Here is a 20,456-nt window from a genome sequence, read left to right on the forward strand (position 1 = left end):
TCATGAAATTGATAGCCTATAAAAGCTACTTTCTCGTCCCTCTTTTTCTGGGAATGGGAGCCTGTAGTAAATATTTAGACGTTAACGTAACGCCCAATAACCCTACATCAGTAACGCCAGCCGTTTTGTTGCCGGGTGCTCAGGCAGGTTCCGCCTTTGCGAACGCCAATGAAATAAATCGCTTTTCATCTGTAGTAATACAGCAGTTGTCTGGAGCGGGAAATAACCCAGCCAATTATGATGTATACCAAACGAATGGAGCTGATTTAAACAACCAGTGGACCGGTGAACTTTATGATGGAGCACTGGTTAACTACCAGAAATTAGTTGAATTAGGCGATGCCACGGGTTCAAAAGCTTATACGGGTATTGCCAAAATACTGAAGGCTTATACGTTTAGTGTTGCCACAGACCTTTGGGGAGATATTCCTTATTCTCAGGCATTACAGGGCGAAGCGTTCCTTAGCCCTCGGTTGGATAAGCAGGAGGATATTTACAAAGGCAACACGGCACAGGGCATTCAAAGCCTGTTCGATCTGGTACGCGAGGGAATTAAAGATCTGGATGCTGCTTCTGCCACAAAACCGGGTGCTGATGACCTGATTTATGGTGGAGATCTGGCTAAGTGGAAGCGGGCTGGCAATACCTTGCTACTAAAGTTTGCCATGACTATCAGTCGTAAAGAGCCAGCTTTAGCAACGAGTGTTATTAATGAAGTACTGACAGCCAATAACTACATCACCGCTAATAGCGGGGATATGAACTTTACCTTTGGAGCCAGTGTAGGAAGCCAGGACCCACGCTATACCTATACAAATATCAGTACCTTTAAAGATGACCTTATTTTAAGCACACGGTACTTAAATCTCTTGAAGGGCTTCAATGACCCTCGTCTGCCCATTTTCTTTACGAAGCCGGCGGCTGATTATGTATCGATCGATAACGGCTTTAGGGGTACTCTGCCACAACCCATAACGAGCTGGTCACGGTATAACAAATACGTCGTTGGTAATGCTGGTGAAGGTCCTGTACGATTGGCAACAAACTTCCAGCGGGCATTTATTCTGGCTGAAGCCGCCCTTCGGCTGGGTACGCCGGGTGATCCGCAAGCGCTTTATACCGAAGGCATCAGAGCATCGATGACATTGGCTGGACTTACTGCCGATCAGATCAATGCCTACCTGACTGCAAACCCAACGGTAGCAACGTTAACGGGAACCAATGAGCAAAAGATTGCTCAGATTATTACCCAGAAATACATTGCCTTTACCGGAAACGGGCTGGAAGCCTTTAATGATTACCGTCGGACAGGATATCCTGTTCTGCAACCTTCGCAGAACGCGGCTGGTATTGATGGCACCCGGCCAGTTCGGGCAGTATATATCAATGCTGAGCTTCAACGGAATACAAACTTCCCCAACCCAGCTCCCCAATCGAATGTCCGGGTATGGTGGGATGTCGACTAAAACTTAAAGACTTCAAACACGCAATTGCATGAAAAATATAATCATAAATCTGTTGCTGCTTGCTTTGGTAGCTGGTAGTAGCTTTTCCTGTAAAGATGATCAGGTATATAGTGACCTGGTTCGCGACAATCGACCGGCAGTCCCAGTAACCTTTCCGGGTGCAACAACGTATGGATTTAATCCATATATTACTAGTTCACTGGCGGCCGGTGGCGCGATTCAGTTTACATTGTCAATTCCATCAACCAGTGGTCGTACGATTAAGGAAATTACCAAAGTGGTAGGTGGGGCAACAGGCATAAACGTAGCGACACTAAATGCAGCCACAGCTACGACAGCTTATAACCCAGCCCCCATTGCCGGTAGTGGAACAACGGCTGTTTTCACCACGACAATTGCTGATTTCAAAAAGAAGTACCCAACGGTACCGACTACACCAGCAACTCAGGCGAACACGTTTACCGAAATTCAATTCATTTTTCTGGTAACTCTTGACGATGGTACCCAAATCGTTCCTGAACCTGTTCGGGTAAGAATTGTGGCCTAATTAACGCTGCCAGACCAGTATAAAAGCCCTCCAGATGATGTCTGGAGGGCTTTTTATTTTCAATAGATTTATCGACTTTTAGAACAGGTGTATTTTCACGTCTTCTAGTCTTTAGTAATGATTAGTACTATTTATAACATGTACTTACGCCGGCTTAATCATTGAAAAAAAACATACTCACAGACTAAGTATTTTCCTTAAATAATTCTATTTCACCAAACGTTAAATTATACTTTTTTAAATGAAAAAAGTCAAAATAATTTATTACAAGTAAAGAAATTCAATTTTAATTATTCGTATTAAATCATCTTATTCAATATTTTCGCCAAAATTAATACTGCACTTAATTAAGTATAAATAACTAATATCAATTTTTACATCTTACAGAGTAAACTCGTATTGACTTATCAGTACCAACTTCACTAATTTTTCCGGCTGTATTCTACATTCCAGTAGTACATTTAATCTCAATAAAGGACATTAAATCCTGATTAACAGCAGCATTTACATCTTATTCTATAGTGTAAGATAATAACTGCCTTATGGTTTATTACGGATGAAATACGACCGAATCAGGACATATCAAAATCATTTCTATGAAATTTATCAGCTACCAATTAGTAAATAAATACCAACTGGAAGTCATAGCATATATATGATAAACAGGTCTCCTGGACTTAAAGAATTCCAATCGAATTGCTTTACTGCGGGGGTTAATCCTATTAGTTGTTACTTTTCATTTTACTCTTCACCAGTAGCGCCCCTTATCGGAATATTACAAAAAATTCCTAAGTCACAGTACAGATATTATTATTCTACATACTAACTTTGTATTCCCATTTTGGGATTTTTAAAATGTTTCTAACAACTACTGTTTTATGAGCAAAATTTTATTGGGAAGTTGGCTGCTTTCGCTACTTTTCTGTTTGCCAGCTCTGGCGCAGGATGTAACCGTGAGCGGACGTGTCACTTCATCCGACGACGGGTCTCCCCTACCAGGCGTGACCGTACAAATCAAAGGTGCTACCCGTGGTACAAACACCGATGCACAGGGTAATTACCGACTAACTTCTCCAGCCAATGGTCAGTTGGTTTTTAGTTTTATTGGCTACACGACACAGGAAGTCCCCATCAACAATCGATCAACAATCAACGTCGCCCTCGCTGGCGATTCTCAGCAACTCAGTGAAGTAGTCGTGATTGGTTATGGAACCCAAAGCCGTCAGGACGCTACCGGTAGTATTGGATCGGTAAAAGGTTCGGCGATTGCTCAGATGCCGATCCAAAGCTTTGAATCGGGCCTGGCAGGTCGTACACCAGGGGTTCAGATTACGGTTCCGAATGGTGTACTTAATAACCCACCGGTTTTCCGGATTCGCGGAACAAACTCCATTTCGCTTAGCTCGTATCCGCTCATCGTTGTCGATGGTGTACCTACCTTCACCGGTGATCAGGGTTCTACAAACGCTCCCAGCAACCCGCTGGCCAGTATTAACCCGAACGACATTGAGAGCATGGATGTAGCCAAGGATGCGGCTGCAACTGCTATCTACGGAAGCCGCGCAGCGAATGGCGTGGTATTTATTACCACCAAACGCGGCAAATCGGGTAAAGTAAAGGTTAACTATGATGGCTGGGTAGGTTTTTCAGATACCTATCGCTTACCTGAGATGTTGAATGCCAGCCAGTATATTAATTACAAATCGGCGGCAGTAGCCAATAACCCCACAGCATCGACCGTAAAATTTACGCAAACCAACGACGCCAACGGAAACCCCATCGATACGAAGTGGTACGACTACATTTATCGGAAAGCGGTTTCGCATAGCCACAACCTGAATATTTCGGGCGGCAGCGAGAACACAAACTACTATTTTTCAGCGGGTTACACAGCCCAACAGGGTATTATCCGTAAGAACGATTTCAACCGCATGAACGTGCTGTTTAATGTCGACAGCAAGCTTAGTAAGTTCTTTACCATTGGCGGCAAAATCGCTTATTCTAACGAGAGAAATCTCTCGGCGGGTTCGTCTGGATCGTTGAACGGCGAATCGTTCAATACCAGTGGTCTGGGACGTGTTGGCCTGGTATTACCTCCAATTCTATCTCCCTACAACAATGATGGCTCGTACAACCTTAACGGGTCTGCTATCGGTTTTGCCAATAACATTGCTGGAACTTCTGTTTCCTACCCCAATCCAGCGCCTATGATCGACCTGAACCGGTCTAACACAGAAAATGACCATATCCAGTCTAATGCTTATCTGCAATTCAAACCGCTGGATTGGATCACGCTGAGAAGTAGCTATGGCATTGATTATCTGCTGGTTGACAATGATCTCTACCAGTCGCCGATTACCAGCGACGGTTACGCCAGCAATGGTAATGCCACAGCTAACTTCCGTAAGTTAAAAACATGGTTATGGACCAACACCGCCCAGTTTGACCGCTCGTTTGCTGGTTCTCATAACTTTAGCCTTCTGCTTGGTCAGGAACAGCAACGTACGACCCAGACGGGTTATGGCTTAAACCGCATCAACATATCTGACCCCAACTATACGGTGATTCAGGCCGGCTGGGCAACCAGTAACGCATCAAGCGCACTTTACACCGAAAACTATCTGCTATCCGTTTTCGGGCGGTTGAACTATAACTTCAAAGAGAAATATTTCCTTAGCGGCAATCTGCGTCAGGACGAATACTCGGCACTGGGCGTGAAAAAAGGTACATTCTATGGCCTTTCGGCTGGCTGGGAAATTTCACAGGAAGGGTTCTGGAAGTCGGCTCACTTAGACAATGTGTTCAGCAACTTTAAAATTCGGGGTAGCTACGGTAAAGTAGGCAATATCGGTGGTATCAACGATTACTCACCCTATTCGCTCTATGCATCTGGTCTGTATGGTGGTGTGCCAACCCTGTATTTCCAGAGCGTGGGTAATACGAACCTGAAATGGGAAACCAGTACCAAAACCGATGTCGGTTTTACGTTTGGTTTGCTCAACAACCGCATTACGGGCGAGCTGGCTTATTACAAAAACGACATCGACAACCTGATCCTGAACGTAGCACAGGCTCCCTCTACGGGTATTCCGGGACCACTTGGCCCGGTTACGTCTGTCGTATATCCTCCACAAAACGTTGGAGCGATGTATAACAAAGGGCTAGAAGTTTCGCTTAATGCGCGGGTTATCAACACCAAAGCTTTTCAGTGGTCGTCGAATTTCAACATAACCTTCAACAAAAACGAAGTGACGGCACTGGCTCCTGGGCTTAATGTAATCCAAACCTCTACGGGTTCGCTGGAAACAGTGAACCAGACGGCTCCCGGTTACTCACTTGGCCAGCTATGGGTCGTTCGTACGGGCGGTGTTGACCCGGCAACGGGTAAGCGGATCTTTATTAACTCGGCTGGTCAGAATGTTTATTACCAGTATTATGCCCCAACTGGTCAGTTCAACTACTCGACCACGCCCGATGGAAAAACCCGTTATGTAAGCCCAACGGGCGGTTCATCGATCACTCAGGCGGCTGATGGCGTGATGTACGCCAACGTTAACCCCAAAGTGTATGGCGGCTGGGACAATAATTTCAAGTATAAGAATTTTGATCTGGGCGTACTGCTCACCTATCAGTTAGGTTTTTATGTCTACTACGGTACTAATGCCGGTCTGCACGATCAACGTTTCTGGAACAACGCTACCGATGTGCTGACCGATGCCTGGCAAAAAGAAGGGGATACCGGCAAAAAATACGCGAAGCCCGTATTTAACGATAACACGTCTAATGGATCGGCGTTCCCGATGGACATCAACGTGTTCAAAGGTGACTTCCTGAAAGTACGGTCCCTGACCCTGGGTTATACGCTTCCAGCGGCCCTGCTGTCGAAGGCGAAAATCACGAATCTGCGTTTTTACGTGAGTGGCCAGAACCTGGGCGTACTCACCAAATACCCTGGTCCTGATCCAGAAGTATCGTCGAATGGCTCGGGTATTGGCGGTAACAGCAGCCAGGGCGTTGACAGAAATACGGTCGGCAATGCCCGCACCATCACCATTGGCCTCCGGGCTGGCTTCTAATTTTGACAGGAAGAGATATCATGAAAAAGAAAATAAATAAGTCAATACTAGTTTGTCTGACACTGTCACTGTTGGGACTCAGCTCCTGCGACAGGACTCTGCTTAACCCCATTCCCCAAACTACCGTTCTCGACGCTTTGGCCCTGAGCACACCAACCCGTGTGCAGAACCAGGTACTATCGCTATACGGAGCGTTGAAAGATGGGAATTTCTACGGTGGTCGGTACGTGATTTACGGCGACATTCGGGGTGAGGATTTCATTAATGAGACCTCTAATCTGGTTACTGGTTCAGATGTATGGGGCCTGAATGCAACGAACAGCGCCACGGCTGTTGTCAACTTATGGTACTTTGGTTACCTGACCATTAACAAGTGTAATCTGTTTCTGGATGGCATGGCGGCTGGAGGTACTACCGTTGTTGGTACCGAAGCTGCGGCTAAATACATTGCCGAAGCTAAATTTATTCGGGCTTTAAGTTATTATAGCCTGCTCCAATCCTATGCGCGTCCTTATGCAGATGGCAATGGCAGCAAACCCGGCCTTCCACTTCGGTTGACAGGGATTAGCAGCGTTGGGCAGTCAAATTTAGCCAGAAGTAGCGTTGCCGATGTTTACGCGCAGGTTCTGAAAGATTTGAACGAAGCCGAAGCCGCATTGCCCGCTACGTATGCCACAAGCTCAGATAACACAACCCGTGCTCATAAGAATACGGCTATTGCGTTAAAGACACGGGTTTATCTGACCATGCAGAATTACGCCAGTGTTGTTACAGAAGCGAATAAAATCGTTAGTGCAACAGCGCCTTTCAAGGCCCCAACGGGTGTAGCCAACACCTTACAGCCTGATATTACGGCGATATTCACCAACTACACCACTCCCGAATCGATCCTGTCTATGCCTATGACATCAACAACGGGCGATTTTCCGGGTACGCAGAACCAGTTGGCCTATTATTATTCGCCAAGTTCGGCAAACGGCGGTGTAGGTAATTCGGAGTATTCGCTGAACGCAAAAGGAATTATAGCGGATACAACCTGGCGGGCATCCGATAAACGGCGTTCATTCGTGAAGCAAACGGGTACTACAACCGCAAAATACTGGCTGACCAAGTATAAGGCCGGTAGTCCGTTTACCGATTACGTACCTGTTATGCGCTACTCCGAAGTGTTGCTGAACCTGGCTGAAGCCAAAGTTCGAAGCACCAATGCCATCGATGCCCAGGCCGTAGCGCTGCTGAATGCGGTTCGCAATCGTTCAGATGCCACAAAAACCTACACAGCTGCCAGCTTTGCCACATCTACCGACCTGATCAATGCGATCCTGCTGGAACGGCGGATTGAATTTTTAGGTGAAGGCTTACGGAACAATGACCTGATGCGTCTGTTACAGACAATCCCGGCGAAAGGAACGGTACCTGCGAAAGCGCCATCTGAACCAAACTATATCTGGCCGATTTCGTCGTCTGAACTGGCCTTGAATTCGTTAGCTACTGATAATTAACACAAGCGAATTATGGGTTTGTAAGAGGTTATCTCAACTGGGATAACCTCTTTTTTTATCCCCGATCTGCCTTCACTACTCACCGAATAGACAAACTATTTCGTATTTTAGAGGAGCAACAATTTTCTTTATGAAGAACTTTCGCCGGGCGCCAGTCATAAAAATTAGTTATATCATCTGCTTTAGCCTGTTACTGCATTCGGTTAGTGCGCAGGCTCAGGATGTATCAGGCCAACCTCCCCGAAACTGGCCTTATCTCGACCCCACCGCCGATTCGGTAGCCGGAATTAGCTTGTATAAAGCCTATGAGTTGCTGAAAGGTCGAACGTCGGTTCCGGTTGTGGTAGGTGTCATCGATTCGGGAGTAGACATCGCTCACGAAGATTTGCGGGATGTCATCTGGTCAAATCCTAAAGAAATCGCTGGTAACAATACGGACGATGACAAAAATGGCTATACCGACGATCTGAACGGGTGGAACTTCATGGGTGCCAAAGACGGCACTACGTATGAATACGACCAGCCCGAAATCACGCAGACGTATACCCTCCTGAAAGACAAATACGATCAGGCAAACCGCGCGAACCTGTCTCCAACTGAAAAACGGCAATATGACACCTATCAGGCGGCCAAAAAGATCTTTCTGCAACGTTACCAGGGAGTGCGGTCGAAACGGCTGGCCTTCGCAGACACGACCCAATTCTGGAAAGTAGCCGCCCGGATCGGTACGCTTTTGCCAGACAGCGCACTAACGCAAAAAGCGATTCGGACTGTTAACCCAGGAAACGATTCAGTAGCGCTAGCTGTCCGTGATTTGCTGGCCAGTGCTTACAATCCAGCCTATGGATCATTCCTGGCCTATACCAAATTAATCCGGTTGAACTGGGCGCGATTTAGATTGGTAACCGCCAGTGATGCCGACATTGCCTACAATCCAGCGTATAATCCCCGTCAGGCGATTGGCGACAATCCGGCTGATCCTACCGAACGCTATTACGGTAGTCCTACTTTAGTAATTGGCCAATCGCAGCAACTAGCCGTTCATGGAAGCCATGTGGCAGGTATCATCGCTGCCAGACGCGGTAATGGCATTGGCATCGATGGTATTGCCGACAATGCCCGTATTATGATGGTAGCCGTTGTTCCAGCCAACGGCGATGAGCGCGATAAAGATGTAGCCAATGGCATTCGGTATGCCGTTGAAAACGGAGCCAAAGTCATCAACATGAGTTTTGGCAAGCGTTTATCTCCCTTTAAGGAACAGGTTGATGCGGCCATTCGGTACGCCGAAGAGCACGATGTGCTGATCGTTCATGCCGCCGGAAACAACGGTGAAAACTTCGACTCGATTCCGGCTTATCCATCGGCCCGCTACGAGAATGGTCAGATAGCCCAAAACGTACTGGTTGTGGGCAATAACACCTGGCGCCTTGATGGCGGATTAGCTGCCCGGTCATCGAACTATGGCCTACAAACGGTCGATCTGTTTGCACCCGGTACCGATATTCTATCTACCGTTCCCAATAATCAATATGCCGTTTTTTCGGGCACAAGCATGGCTGCCCCCCATACGGCAGGGGTAGCAGCGTTGCTTCGGTCCTACTTTCCAACTTTGACTGCCGTACAGGTGAAAGACATTCTCCTGAAAAGCAGTTATAAGCCCGGTATTGTTGTGCGCAAGCCTGGCCGCTCGACCCAACAGGTTCCATTTACCAGTTTAAGCAAAACGGGCGGTCTATTAAATGCCTACGAAGCGGTAAAACTGGCTTTGGCCAATGCTTCAGAACAACCCGGCGGCCCGGCAAAGCCACACTGATTACCAGTCTATTTCCCGTTTGTCGTGCCAGAATTTACCGGTTTCGTGCTGGGGAGCATCTGTAGCAAGCCAAACGATGGTTTCGGCCCCTTTCTCGACAGGGCGACTGGCACTAGTACCGCCCATATCGGTACGGACCCAGCCTGGATCAACGCAGTTTACAGCAATTTTCTGGTTTCTGAGAGCGCCGGCAAACTGCTTTGTTACCGCATTCAGGGCCGTTTTCGAAATACTGTAAGCCGGGGCATAGGTATCCATATCAGTCAAAGCCCCGGCCCCACTCGATACATTAATGATACGGCCACCAGTAGGGCTTTTTTCCAGATAAGACAGAAAGTCCTGTATGACCATGATTGGCCCGCTGACATTCGATTTGAATGTGCGGTCGAGTAATTCAGGGTTCAGCTTTACAATCGTTTCGCCGTGATCTTCCAGAATACCGGCATTATTGACCAATACATCAAGGTGATCCGCTTTCTGCGAAAAGGTACCACAGGCATTTCTGATACTGACTGGATCGGTCACATCGAGTTGTATAAATGTAGCCTCATAGCCTGCCCGGCACAACTCTTCGGATGTTTCGCGGCCTTTTGCCAGATCACGGGCGCCAATAAAAACGGCAAAGCCACGTTGGGCTAATTGGCGGGCAACTTCTTTTCCAATACCTTTATTAGCTCCGGTGATCAGAGCCGTACGCTGATTTTCTGTTTTCATAATCGGGTTAGTGATGGAGTAGTAAGTGCAAAAACAGATCTTTATTATATGGTCAAAAGACTGTATAATTCGGGCATGTTTCAACACGGACTATACACTCTGTTACTCGGGCAAGCTGTAAAATGTTTACAGAAAAATAACCGTATGCTCAACCCGGCTACCGTTTCCTCATTGTTGTTACCAGATTTATTACCTTATCGACTAATCTTACAGAATTATTTAAATGGCTCACTACCCAATGAAACCGCTGAACATTCTGCTAAGTCTTGGACTACTATTGCCTGTCTTAGCAGAGGCCCAAGTCAGCCCAGCGACCCAACCCGCGACAACGACATCCCAATCGACAACCCTTAATGCCAATAGTCGCCCGTCGGTACGTCCCCCCGCGACCCGCGCTGCCGGTTCAGATGCCGCTACCCCGTCGACATCGACAGGCTCGAAACCTAATCGACAGCAGGAACTATACGATCAATATCACGGCATAACGAAAAAACCAACACCACCTCCACCAGCGCCAGCATCAGCACCAGTGGCTCCGGTAGTTGTAACCAGCGAACCGGCTCCTAAGCCGGAGGCACCGGAACCAACTCCAGCCATGACCAGCGCTCCGGAGGAAACACAGGTAGCTAACCAAAATGCAAATTTCCGAATTGGCATACGAGGAGGTGTTACTTATCCTGTTTATCTGGAAAAAGTTGCAGGATCTGACCCAGCCATCAGTTTTGTTGGCGGTCTGGTCATGCAGTTTGGTCGCGGCAAATTCTCTTTTCAACCCGAAATCAATTATAGCCGGATTACACAAAAGCTGTTGAGTAGTGGTTTTGGAGCAGTAGAATCAAAATACGCTGTCGATCAGGTTGTCGTACCGTTACTACTCAAGATTTCGACGGGCACGTTTGAAGGAAACCGCTTTTTCGTCAATGTCGGCCCGTATGGTGCCTATCTGGCCAGTACCAGTATCAACGGCCTCAAGCGTGAGGTTCCCAGTAACACGGGCCGCTTTTCATTTGGTGCAGCGCTGGGCATTGGTGCCATGCTAAAAGCGGGGCCTGGCCACGTAACCATCGAAGCCAGAGGTTTATATAATCTCGGCAATAGTACGGATGGCGTTATTACGGATTCAAAAACGATTATTGCAGAAGGCACGCTCGGCTATGTGTTTCCGCTGGGTGGTCGCTGATCAAACTTCTTTATTATCTCATAGAGTGGGTTTTTGGAATGGCGGTGACTTCTGGTCACCGCCATTTTTGTGAGCTTTCGCGCCCGTAAGAGATACCCCGTGCCACGGTTTTGAACCGTGGCACGGGGTATCTCTTACGGGCGCGAAAGCTCGATCAGGGTTACTATTTACCTGAATCAACCAATACCTTTTTACACCACATAGGCTAAGGTTCGCTCCCATAGCCAGTCAGCATTTTCGTCCGTCGCATCCCGATTCGATGGTGCCTTTGGACGGCTATCGGCAAAATAGGCTCCGTTGTTACGCTCACCAATGGATTTGAGTGGAGCTGATGCAAGAAATACAGACGTTTGCGCCCCGACTTCGGGCGTTCGCATAAACGGCCCGGCTAACCGAAAGACCTGACCCAGCAAACCGGGGGTGTCGCTCCCGAAGTTGGTTCGTACGGCTCCCGGATGCACCGAATACGATGTAATGCCCGTTCCGGCCAATTGACGGGCTGCAGCTTTCGCAAACAATAGATTTGCCAACTTATCGTCGCCATAGGCGGCCCATGACGAGAGCGTTTCGATGTGCCGAAAAAAACGAGCCTTACGGCCCAAGGCATGGGCTCCGGATGATAAACTGATAATACGCGCGTCGCCGGTTTGGGCCGCCGTTTTTTTAAGCAAATCCAGCAAGCGATAGGTCAATATAAAATGCCCAATATGGTTAGCATAAAACGACTTTTCAATACCGTCGGCAGTAAATTCGATAGCAGCCGGTGTATATCCGGCATTATTGATCAGCACATTGAGCCGCGTATAATCACTCTTGATTTTCTCGGCGGCCCGGCTTACCGAGTCACCATCAGCCAAATCGACCGTCAGCAAATCGACCCGGACTGCCGGGTTAGCTTTCCGCACTTCGGCCTGTGCATCAAGGCCTTTTTGTTCATTGCGGCAAAGCAGAATAAGATCGAACGAACGTTGCGCCAGCGCTTTGGCAGTAGCCAGTCCAATTCCGGCGTTGGCTCCCGTTATGAGAGCTGTTTTGATTCCCATAGAGATGAATTACAGATTACGTACAGGATGCCTGATGGTCTTGTTTCACAAAGCACCTCTACTTTTAAGCTGTAATGCATCTGTTTTGTTTAGCCTTGCTTACGGATTTTCGACATGCCTGTTGCTTCCTGCGACGTTACGGTCGGGTTTCCCGAATAGGTGATCGAGCTAACTCCACTTGCCGATGCCGACAACGTTTCGGTTACATGAATGTTTGCCTGACTAGCGCCATCCAGTTCAATGATTGCACGGGCAATTGTTAGCCTGGCTGCATCTAATTTGCCTGCGCCACTCAACCGTATTGTAGCACTGGTTGCCGTTCCCTGAATCGTTGCCTTTGATCCTTGCTGAACAGTCAGTTTCAGGCTCTTTGCCGTGACAGAGGCCGTCAGATTACTACCCGTTTCTACGGTTGCTGTCAGGTTATCAGCCTGAATGGGCAGATCGGACGTAACTGAACAGCCAGTGCTGACCAAAACCTGATTCAGCTTCGGAACATGAATCGTGACCGTTACGCCCTTCGTATTTTTGAATCGCGTGTTTTCGTTGAGCATTACGGTCAGTTCGCCATTTTTTACAGTAGTCACAACGTGTTCAAGCACATTGCTTTCACCTTCAAGCTCAGCCTGACTGGCACTGCCAGCCGTTATGTGCACCCGCATACCCACACGTACGGACAGTTTTGTAAAACTGCCGATCGTTCGTTGTTGTTTCACAATCTGTCCATTCCCAACAATACCATCCTGCGCATTGGCAGCTTGATTAAAAAGAGTTGCCAATGCGAGAAAAATGCCAGTGATAAGGGTTTTCATACCTAAAAAGAATTAACTGTTTACAGTCCGAAAGATGCAATTATTTGGGTAAACGTCGTTCTAAATTTCGGAATATGATCCTTTTTGGCCTTTCGCCGGGAGCAGTGCATAAAAAAAGAGCCCCCTACAGGACTCTCTTTCGTAATGAATGGGTAGGTCGAGTATATTCCAGAAGCCAGGATGTAGTAGGATACTCTACCCTGTCTTCTGGCATATACCTTAAAAAAGCAGCTTCCAGCCGTTAAAAAAGAGATCTTTTCCAGGTTGTCCAGACCAATGCTTTGTCGTGTCGTCGGCTTCGAAGACGTGCGTCTCTTTTTGCTTTACGATTGCCGAAATGCCTTCTTTAGCTAATGACCGGCAAATATCTTTTGTGGTGGCATCGCCTTTGCCAATCATCAATCCGATGGTTTCGTTGTCAGTTTTCATAGCGGTCAGTAGTTATATTGTTTGCACATACAATAAATTTCACAAAATTTTACAGGCTTTCGCCCAGTGCCTGGGTAGCCTTAAATACCTGTTGTGTAAGCCGGCATACGTCCGTTTCACCGAGCGCTTTCGAATAACGTTCTCCTACCCGGTCCCAGGCCTGAGCAATAGCGGGTTGTAGCGCTTCGCCTTCTTCTGTTGGATAAATCAACGTCTTCTTGCCTTCTGATTCGCGACGAACCAGGTGCTTCAGTTCCAGTTTTTCAACCAGGCGTGTAATAGTTGATGGGGTTAAATACAGCGTTTCGCTCAATTGCGATGGGGTGATCCCCGGCTGACCAACAACTTCACACAATAAATAAGCGTGCGAATAGCACATGCCAAACTTCCCGAATTCCTCGTCACCAATGGCTGTAATGGCCCGAGCCAGCGCATTGGCAGAAAACAGCAGGCAAGCACTAAACCGGGTTTCGGCTTTCTGGTCCTGCACTACTTCGCTCATTGCATTCATAGCTTTTCTTTCAGATTGGTGAAACAAAGGTAATAGACGATATTTGTATGTGCAAACAAAAATTAAAAAAAATGTAAAATCTGATTCCTTCATGCTGCTGAAACCAGTCCTATTCATGACTGTTTGCTTAAATAAATCCATTCTCTTTTGTTTCTTTACGGCATGACCCTACTCAAAGCAGCCATTATTGGTGGAGGCAACATTGCCGACAATAACCACATTCCCGCTCTCAAACAACTATCGGAGCAGGTAGAGATTGTAGCTGTTTGCAGCCGTGATCTAAACAAATCCCGCGCTCTGGCCGATAAACATGCGATTGCCCACGCCTTTGCCGACACAGCCGAACTCTATCGCCAATGTGCACCCGATCTAGTGGTAATTTGTACCCCCAATTACCTGCATTACCCGCAAACAATGGAAGCCCTGGAGCAGGGTTGCCATGTGTTCTGTGAGAAACCTCCCGCTCTGGCCGCCCAGAATGCCCGCGATATGGCCAATCTGGCAACCAGTAAAGGACTAACACTGGCTTATAATTTTCAGCTTCGGCAAACGAGTGAATGGGCATTGCTGATGCGCTGCAAAACCGACGGCTTACTGGGTTCCATTTATCATATCAAAGCCCATTTTCTGCGTCGGCGGGGTATTCCTGGGTGGGGTTATTTTACCAACAAAGCCATGCAGGGTGGTGGTGCTTTAATGGACCTCGGTGTGCATGTGCTCGATCTGGCATTATGTGCACTGGACTACCCCACACCCGATCAGGTTTTGGGCAACACCTATGATTTTATTGGAAAAGCGGGCGGAAAAGGACTCATGGGTTCATGGAATCCAGCAACGTTCGAGGTCGAGGATGCGAGCACCGCTTATATTACATTCCCGAATAAAGCATCGATTATGTTATCAGCTTCGTTTGCGCTGAATACGCAATCGGACAAAGACCGGAATCTGGAAATTTTTGGCAGTAAGGGTGGGGTGAAGTTATTTCCGTTTACGCTTCATACCGAGCTGGCAGGCGAATTGGCTGATGTTCAGTTCCCGTATCTGGAAGAAACCGATATCCAATTGAAAAATACAGCCGCTTTTCTGGATGCCTGTCAGGGGAAACCGTCTACGGTTTGCACCGGCGAACAGGGGGCTATTTTACAGGAAATCATCGAGCGCATTTATCAGTCAGCCGAGCGATAAGCTTTTCTCACACACCCCGAAAGTTGGCTGGATCCCTTTAAGCAAAAGACTGTCGAAATTCCACCGGGGAGATTTTCGTCTTTTGCTTAAACAGTTTGTTGAATGATTGGGGATGTTCAAACCCCAGCATGTAAGCAATTTCGGCAACAGTCAGGTTACTGGTACTTAAACTATCTTTAGCCTTTTCAATCAGTCGGTTATGGATATATTGTTGGGTGCTTTGGCCCGTAAGCGACTTTAGCATATCGGTCAGATACCGGGGCGAAAGCGACAGATAGTCCGACAGTTCCTTAACCGACGGTAATCCTGTAAGCGATGCCTGTTCGGTATCCAGCCGAGCGGCCAGATAGGCATCCATTTTAGCGATCAAATCCGTGTACACAACTTTACGGGTAATGAATTGCCGATTGTAAAAGCGATTGCTGTAGGTAAGCAACAGCTCAATTTGAGAGACCAGTACATCCTGACTGAACTGATCAATACTGCCAGCCAGTTCATTGGCTATTGTATCGAAAAGCAGGCTGATAATCTGTTTTTCTTTGTCCGCTAAAAACAGTGCTTCAGAAACGCCGTACGAAAAAAAACCGTATCTGCTTATTGCTTTGCCAAGTGGATAATTCCGGATGAAATCCCGATGAAAATAAAGCGTATAGCCGTCATAACTGCGCTCTTCACCCGACATCGTAACGACCTGATTAGGCGCCAGAAAAGCCAGTCCACCTTCCTCAAAGTCATAGTAGCCCTGCCCGTATTTTACCTGGCCTTTAAAATTTAGCTTAAAGGATATTTTGTAGAAATCGATGCTAAATGATGATCCTGCATCGGCCAGGCTTACCGCTGACTTTTCGTAGTTTACTAATGCAATGAGCGGATGCAGGGGTTTAGGTAATCCCAGACGTCTCATCAACTCCGAGATACTATTAATGACATATAGTTTGGGAGCCAGGGCTTTCATTTCCAGGGAGCATTTTTAGAGGCAGGGTTAAGCTGATTTGACTCAACCCTACCTCTTGATAACGAAAACGTTAATCCTGTGCAGTAGGGCGAATGACAATATCGCCAACTTCTACATTTGCGGGTTGCTCAATGGCGAACGCAATGGCGCTGGCAATCGCATCCGGTGAAATAGCGAGCGTTTCCATATTTTTAGTAATGGCGGCCTTCATGTGTGGGTCTTTTATGTGGTCGGCCAATTCGGTCCGTACAACCCCCGGTGATATGCCGGTTACACGCCACTGCCCTCTGGACTCCTGACGCAATGCTTCGCTAATCGTACGAACAGCATTCTTTGTGCCGGCATATACGCCCTGCATGGGTACGATCTTAATCCCCGATGTTGAAATAATGTTGATAATATGCCCTGAGCCCTGTTGTCGAAAAACAGGCAGCGCAGCAGCAATACCGTAGAGCACCCCTTTCAGATTCACGTCGATCATATCTTCCCAGCCATCAACATCTACGTCGTCGATACGGGATAGCTGGCTCATTCCGGCATTGTTAATGATAACGTCAAGTCTGCCGTAACGCGCACAGGCCAATTCGACAAGGCCCAATAAATCATGCTTTTGTTTAACGTCTGTAAGTATATAGGCTGCCTCTCCGCCCATTGCCTTGATCCGTTCGCCAAGTGCCTCCAGGCGATCTGTCCGGCGTGCGCCAAGCACAACCTTCGCACCTCGTTTAGCAAGCAGGAGCGCAGCAGCCTCGCCAATTCCGCTACTTGCACCCGTGATTGCCACAACCTTACCGTCAATTCCATTTTCCATACCAGTGCCTGTTTTGGTCCGTTTTTACACGACAAAATTCCAAAACATGCGTAGTCGAACTGTAGCCAAAACCGCAAAATCTGTAGTCTGAATGTCTATATTGACAATTTAACGCTGCCAATGGCTTCACTCAACCGGCACGACTTTTATAAGTATAGAATCCTGGTCCTGGTTTGATACGGAGGTGCTCGTTATTTCCTTGGCAAATGCACCTCGGCCATCATGCAACGCGCAGAGCCTCCTCCATTGCCTTCAATCATCGATAAATCAAAATGCAACAGCGTAGCGTAGTCATCGATCTGATCGATCTGTTTGGGTGTTAGTGATTCGAAGGCGCGGGTAGACATCACGAGCAGTTTCTGGCCTTTTTGCGTTAGAATCATCAGCATGTTTCCAGCAAAACTGGCCATTTGTTCCAGCGTAATATCGATCACGCGTTTATTGAGTCGCTCAAGTTCCTGGCGTACCATAAGCCGCTCATCCGGATCGCTGATGGCCGACAGACAAACAACGGCGAACGTATCGCCGATACACATCAGTACATTCGTGTGATAAACAGCTTTACCGTTCGCATCAGCCGCCCGGAACGACACCGTCCGGTAACCCGTCTGCCTGGCAAATTCGGCCAACACATCAGGATGGGTCCGGGGCGACAGACTGGCAAAAGCGACCCGGTTCATCCGATCCAGAACCATGCTACCTGTACCTTCCAGGTATTTTCCTTCCTTCTCAAAATGGGTCAGGTCAATGACTTTAGCCACGTGAAACCGCTCGGCGAGGTCGTTAATGATATCGGGTCGGCGTTCGAGCCGGCGATTTTCGGCCTGCATCGGATAGAGCACGACCGTTCCGCTGGCATGGAAGGATACCCAGTTATTGGGAAAAATCGAATCCGGTGTATACGGATCAGCGGTATCGTCGTATACCATCACATCTACCCCAATGGCCTGAAGCTGGCGCACCATTTCTTCGAATTCGCGCTGGGCATCTTCCTGAGCTACATCCTTCGTCTGCGCAGCCAGTTTAACGTCCTGAAACGCATTTGACTCGGCGGTTTCGGGGTTAAACCCAAAGTGAAGGGGGCGAATCATTAAAATGCGGGAAGTAGCTTGTGATTGCATAGTAGTCAGTAAGTCGGTTAGTCAGTTAGTCAGTACCACTGAATCAGTCAGCAAATTAGCACTGATGCATTAATTGTTCAACGATTTCATAAAGCGTAACTCATCTTTGCCAGTTCTTCGGTCGTATACTAACTCAAACCTCTTCTCTTAACAAAGGCAGGCTCATACAGTGCGACCCTCCTCTGGCTCTCGATAATTCTGCCGAAGGAAGCATGATAAAGGTATTTTCAATGGTTTCCGGCGATGACTCCCCCCGCTCGAAACGCTCCAGCAATTTAGCGGCTGCAACGACTTCGAATCCGGCGCCCCGAAATGCCTCAGCGGTTTTTTCGTTGCGATCGTATCCGATAACGACACCATCTTTCAGGGCCAGCAGGTTACAGGAATCGGTCCATTGTTCGCGCGCTCCGAACGGGAATTCATTGTTCCCCGAATAAATGAACTGCACAGGATCAGTGGCACCCAGATCATTTTTGCTGATATCGGCCAGCAGGTCTTCCAGGTTTTCGATTTCGATGGGCTTATGTTCGAGCCCTTTAATAAACTGAAGTATTTTCAGATCTTCAGATACATCTTTCGGGGCGAAGAAATGGATAACATCCCGCTTTTTTGCCTCATCACCCGTACGGGCAAGCGAACCCAGCAGCACCCACACATTTCGTTTCACCTGCGTAAAGATCGTATCGATATGCATGTAGTCGCGCTTCTTCGGAATTTTAAGAATCGTGACCGTGTCTACCAGATTCCGATCAAACACCAGGCGCATCACCTGTTGCGCTGCGTATAACGTTGTGCGTTCACTTACACCGATCATCAGGTGTCGTTGTGCGATCATCATGACATCTCCCCCTTCCAGTGTAGAGCGGGTCACGTCACGATTTACGTCGGCATCCGGCAGCAAAAAGGCGTGTTCGTTGTCAGGAATCTCAATGATTTTATCCTGATAGTCGGCAAACAACGGGTGATTAAAGAAAATATACTGAGTCAGTAAGGCTTCACGGGTTCGCGCCAGTTTAGCGGGTTTATTGAGCAGGATATGATCGTTGATAACAATGCCAATGTCGCGGGTGAAGATGAAGTTCGGCAAAGGAGCAAAGAGCATGGTCAGGTCAGGCAACGACCCTGAAATCATAATCTTGGCCAGTTCGGACGGATCGTACTGGTTTAGCTGCTGCTGGGTTCGGAACGATGTGCGTTCGATGCCACAAATAGCGGCAATCAGGCGTATGCGAATGGATTCATCGTCCAGAATATCGGCCAGCAGGCGCTGAATATCGATCACCTTATCAGACTTAAAATAGTCGTCGTGGTCAGGCTTAAAGAACGATCTGTCAGAGTCGGGGCCGAGACTCGCCACCTTGCCCCGTACCTTATCAGGATCCAGGAAATATAATAGAATCTTAACGTAATAATCGTACTCATCCCGACGCATCATGTCGAGGTGTACGATATCCTCAAAGAGCCAGTCCTGTGCTTTGGATGGTATAACTTTACCAAGTCCCCGATCAGGACTATGAATGAGCAGCCGCTTCAGTGTACCAATTTCCGACGAAACATGAATGCGCTGTGGCCTAACCGGCAGAGTACCATTTTCTGTCCTAATTAAGTCAACAGACGCCGTGTTATTTTGATTGTTCATGCGCAAATCCGGCTTCCGTTTACTATCGGTCCCGGATTTGCAAGGTACGGTTTTGGCTGGGTAAATGAAAAGGTCCGTTCAGAGTCGATCACAAGCCCTATTATCCCATCTAACCCAATCAAAACCGATCAGGTCATCACTTTTGCTCACCTTCAACATTTCTAACAGACAGTTATTGGGAAAAATGGCGTGTGTACACCTGATTGAATTAATGCCCTACCCTGTTCGTGGCAGACCCAATCAGTTTTCATCAGGCAGTTAAAGAGACAGGGTTCTCACCATCAAATTACTGGCCAATCGTATCTTCTTATCTATTTTAAGGTCGTATTTTATTTAAACCCGATGACAGCTTCATATCGATAAAAAGCATTTTCATACCATTTTCTCTAGTTTATAGAAGCCTTAAAAGCTTAGTACATTTTTTTTCACCGTCAAGGCATACATCTTGATTAATACCCTCACTGGACAGAATAAAATCAAGAGCTATGACCACCTCTCACAGTACCATCTTTCATTATTGCTTATCGATCAAGTTTGGTTAAGGAGTGCCTGGATTCCGACTTATGCCCGCTCAGTTGCCTACGCTGGCTCTGAATGATAGTTGTATCCGGAGCTTTCTCATGAGCACTTCTCCTTCAGAAGCATTGAT

At 47.5% G+C, this 20,456-nt stretch carries 16 protein-coding genes; 7 read left to right on the plus strand and 9 right to left on the minus strand.

Annotated elements, in window-relative coordinates; all coding sequences use genetic code 11:
- Positions 1-2 precede the first annotated feature (2 nt).
- From G8759_RS32530 to G8759_RS32550, 5 genes are all read left to right on the plus strand, one after another.
- Positions 3-1,466 (plus strand): SusD/RagB family nutrient-binding outer membrane lipoprotein, encoded by a 1,464-nt coding sequence (locus G8759_RS32530; protein WP_167217477.1) that lies wholly within the window; start codon positions 3-5, stop codon positions 1,464-1,466.
- Between the two features lie 28 nt (positions 1,467-1,494).
- Complete coding sequence (locus G8759_RS32535; RefSeq protein WP_167217479.1) at positions 1,495-2,013, plus strand: hypothetical protein; 519 nt, start codon at positions 1,495-1,497, stop codon at positions 2,011-2,013.
- A gap of 878 nt (positions 2,014-2,891) precedes the next feature.
- Positions 2,892-6,089 carry a SusC/RagA family TonB-linked outer membrane protein gene (locus tag G8759_RS32540; protein ID WP_167217481.1) on the plus strand — a complete coding sequence of 1,066 codons (3,198 nt, stop codon included), beginning with the start codon at positions 2,892-2,894 and terminating at the stop codon, positions 6,087-6,089.
- Positions 6,090-6,109: 20 nt separating this feature from the next.
- Positions 6,110-7,591 carry a RagB/SusD family nutrient uptake outer membrane protein gene (locus G8759_RS32545; RefSeq protein WP_167217483.1) on the plus strand — a complete coding sequence of 494 codons (1,482 nt, stop codon included), beginning with the start codon at positions 6,110-6,112 and terminating at the stop codon, positions 7,589-7,591.
- Between the two features lie 130 nt (positions 7,592-7,721).
- Entirely contained in the window at positions 7,722-9,407 is a 1,686-nt protein-coding gene (locus G8759_RS32550; protein ID WP_167217485.1) for a S8 family serine peptidase, read from the plus strand.
- Here G8759_RS32550 and G8759_RS32555 read toward each other — a convergent pair whose 3' ends face one another.
- Positions 9,408-10,121: an SDR family oxidoreductase gene (locus tag G8759_RS32555; protein ID WP_167217487.1), complete on the minus strand. Its 714-nt coding sequence runs from the start codon at positions 10,119-10,121 to the stop codon at positions 9,408-9,410. It lies immediately after the preceding gene.
- A 238-nt stretch (positions 10,122-10,359) separates the two neighbouring features.
- Between G8759_RS32555 and G8759_RS32560 the strand changes: the two genes are divergently transcribed.
- On the plus strand, positions 10,360-11,301 hold the full coding sequence (locus G8759_RS32560; RefSeq protein ID WP_167217489.1) for a porin family protein: 942 nt from the start codon (positions 10,360-10,362) through the stop codon (positions 11,299-11,301).
- Positions 11,302-11,492: 191 nt separating this feature from the next.
- On the opposite strand, the gene G8759_RS32565 is transcribed toward G8759_RS32560, so the two are convergent.
- The 4 genes from G8759_RS32565 to G8759_RS32580 all read right to left on the minus strand — a co-directional run bounded on the left by G8759_RS32565 (position 11,493) and on the right by G8759_RS32580 (position 14,096).
- Positions 11,493-12,344, minus strand: coding sequence for an SDR family NAD(P)-dependent oxidoreductase (locus tag G8759_RS32565; RefSeq protein ID WP_167217491.1), 852 nt, complete (start codon positions 12,342-12,344; stop codon positions 11,493-11,495).
- Positions 12,345-12,433: 89 nt separating this feature from the next.
- Positions 12,434-13,156, minus strand: coding sequence for a head GIN domain-containing protein (locus G8759_RS32570; protein WP_167217493.1), 723 nt, complete (start codon positions 13,154-13,156; stop codon positions 12,434-12,436).
- Between the two features lie 219 nt (positions 13,157-13,375).
- Positions 13,376-13,585, minus strand: coding sequence for a hypothetical protein (locus G8759_RS32575; protein ID WP_162389849.1), 210 nt, complete (start codon positions 13,583-13,585; stop codon positions 13,376-13,378).
- A gap of 49 nt (positions 13,586-13,634) precedes the next feature.
- Positions 13,635-14,096: a MarR family winged helix-turn-helix transcriptional regulator gene (locus G8759_RS32580; protein ID WP_162389848.1), complete on the minus strand. Its 462-nt coding sequence runs from the start codon at positions 14,094-14,096 to the stop codon at positions 13,635-13,637.
- Positions 14,097-14,258: 162 nt separating this feature from the next.
- On the opposite strand from G8759_RS32580, the gene G8759_RS32585 reads away from it, so the two are divergent.
- Positions 14,259-15,281, plus strand: coding sequence for a Gfo/Idh/MocA family protein (locus G8759_RS32585; protein ID WP_167217495.1), 1,023 nt, complete (start codon positions 14,259-14,261; stop codon positions 15,279-15,281).
- Between the two features lie 37 nt (positions 15,282-15,318).
- Here the strand turns inward: G8759_RS32585 and G8759_RS32590 are convergent, their stop codons facing one another.
- From G8759_RS32590 to G8759_RS32605, 4 genes are all read right to left on the minus strand, one after another.
- Entirely contained in the window at positions 15,319-16,236 is a 918-nt protein-coding gene (locus G8759_RS32590) for a helix-turn-helix domain-containing protein (protein WP_167217497.1), read from the minus strand.
- 70 nt (positions 16,237-16,306) lie between these two features.
- A complete protein-coding gene (locus tag G8759_RS32595) occupies positions 16,307-17,047 on the minus strand; it encodes an SDR family oxidoreductase (RefSeq protein ID WP_167217499.1) in 741 nt (246 codons plus the stop codon).
- 191 nt (positions 17,048-17,238) lie between these two features.
- Positions 17,239-18,168 (minus strand): citrulline utilization hydrolase CtlX, encoded by a 930-nt coding sequence (gene ctlX / locus G8759_RS32600; RefSeq protein ID WP_167217501.1) that lies wholly within the window; start codon positions 18,166-18,168, stop codon positions 17,239-17,241.
- A gap of 133 nt (positions 18,169-18,301) precedes the next feature.
- Positions 18,302-19,807 carry an arginine deiminase family protein gene (locus tag G8759_RS32605; protein WP_232074042.1) on the minus strand — a complete coding sequence of 502 codons (1,506 nt, stop codon included), beginning with the start codon at positions 19,805-19,807 and terminating at the stop codon, positions 18,302-18,304.
- Between the last annotated feature and the right edge of the window lie 649 nt (positions 19,808-20,456).

Source organism: Spirosoma aureum (genome assembly GCF_011604685.1).
Taxonomy (GTDB): domain Bacteria; phylum Bacteroidota; class Bacteroidia; order Cytophagales; family Spirosomataceae; genus Spirosoma; species Spirosoma aureum.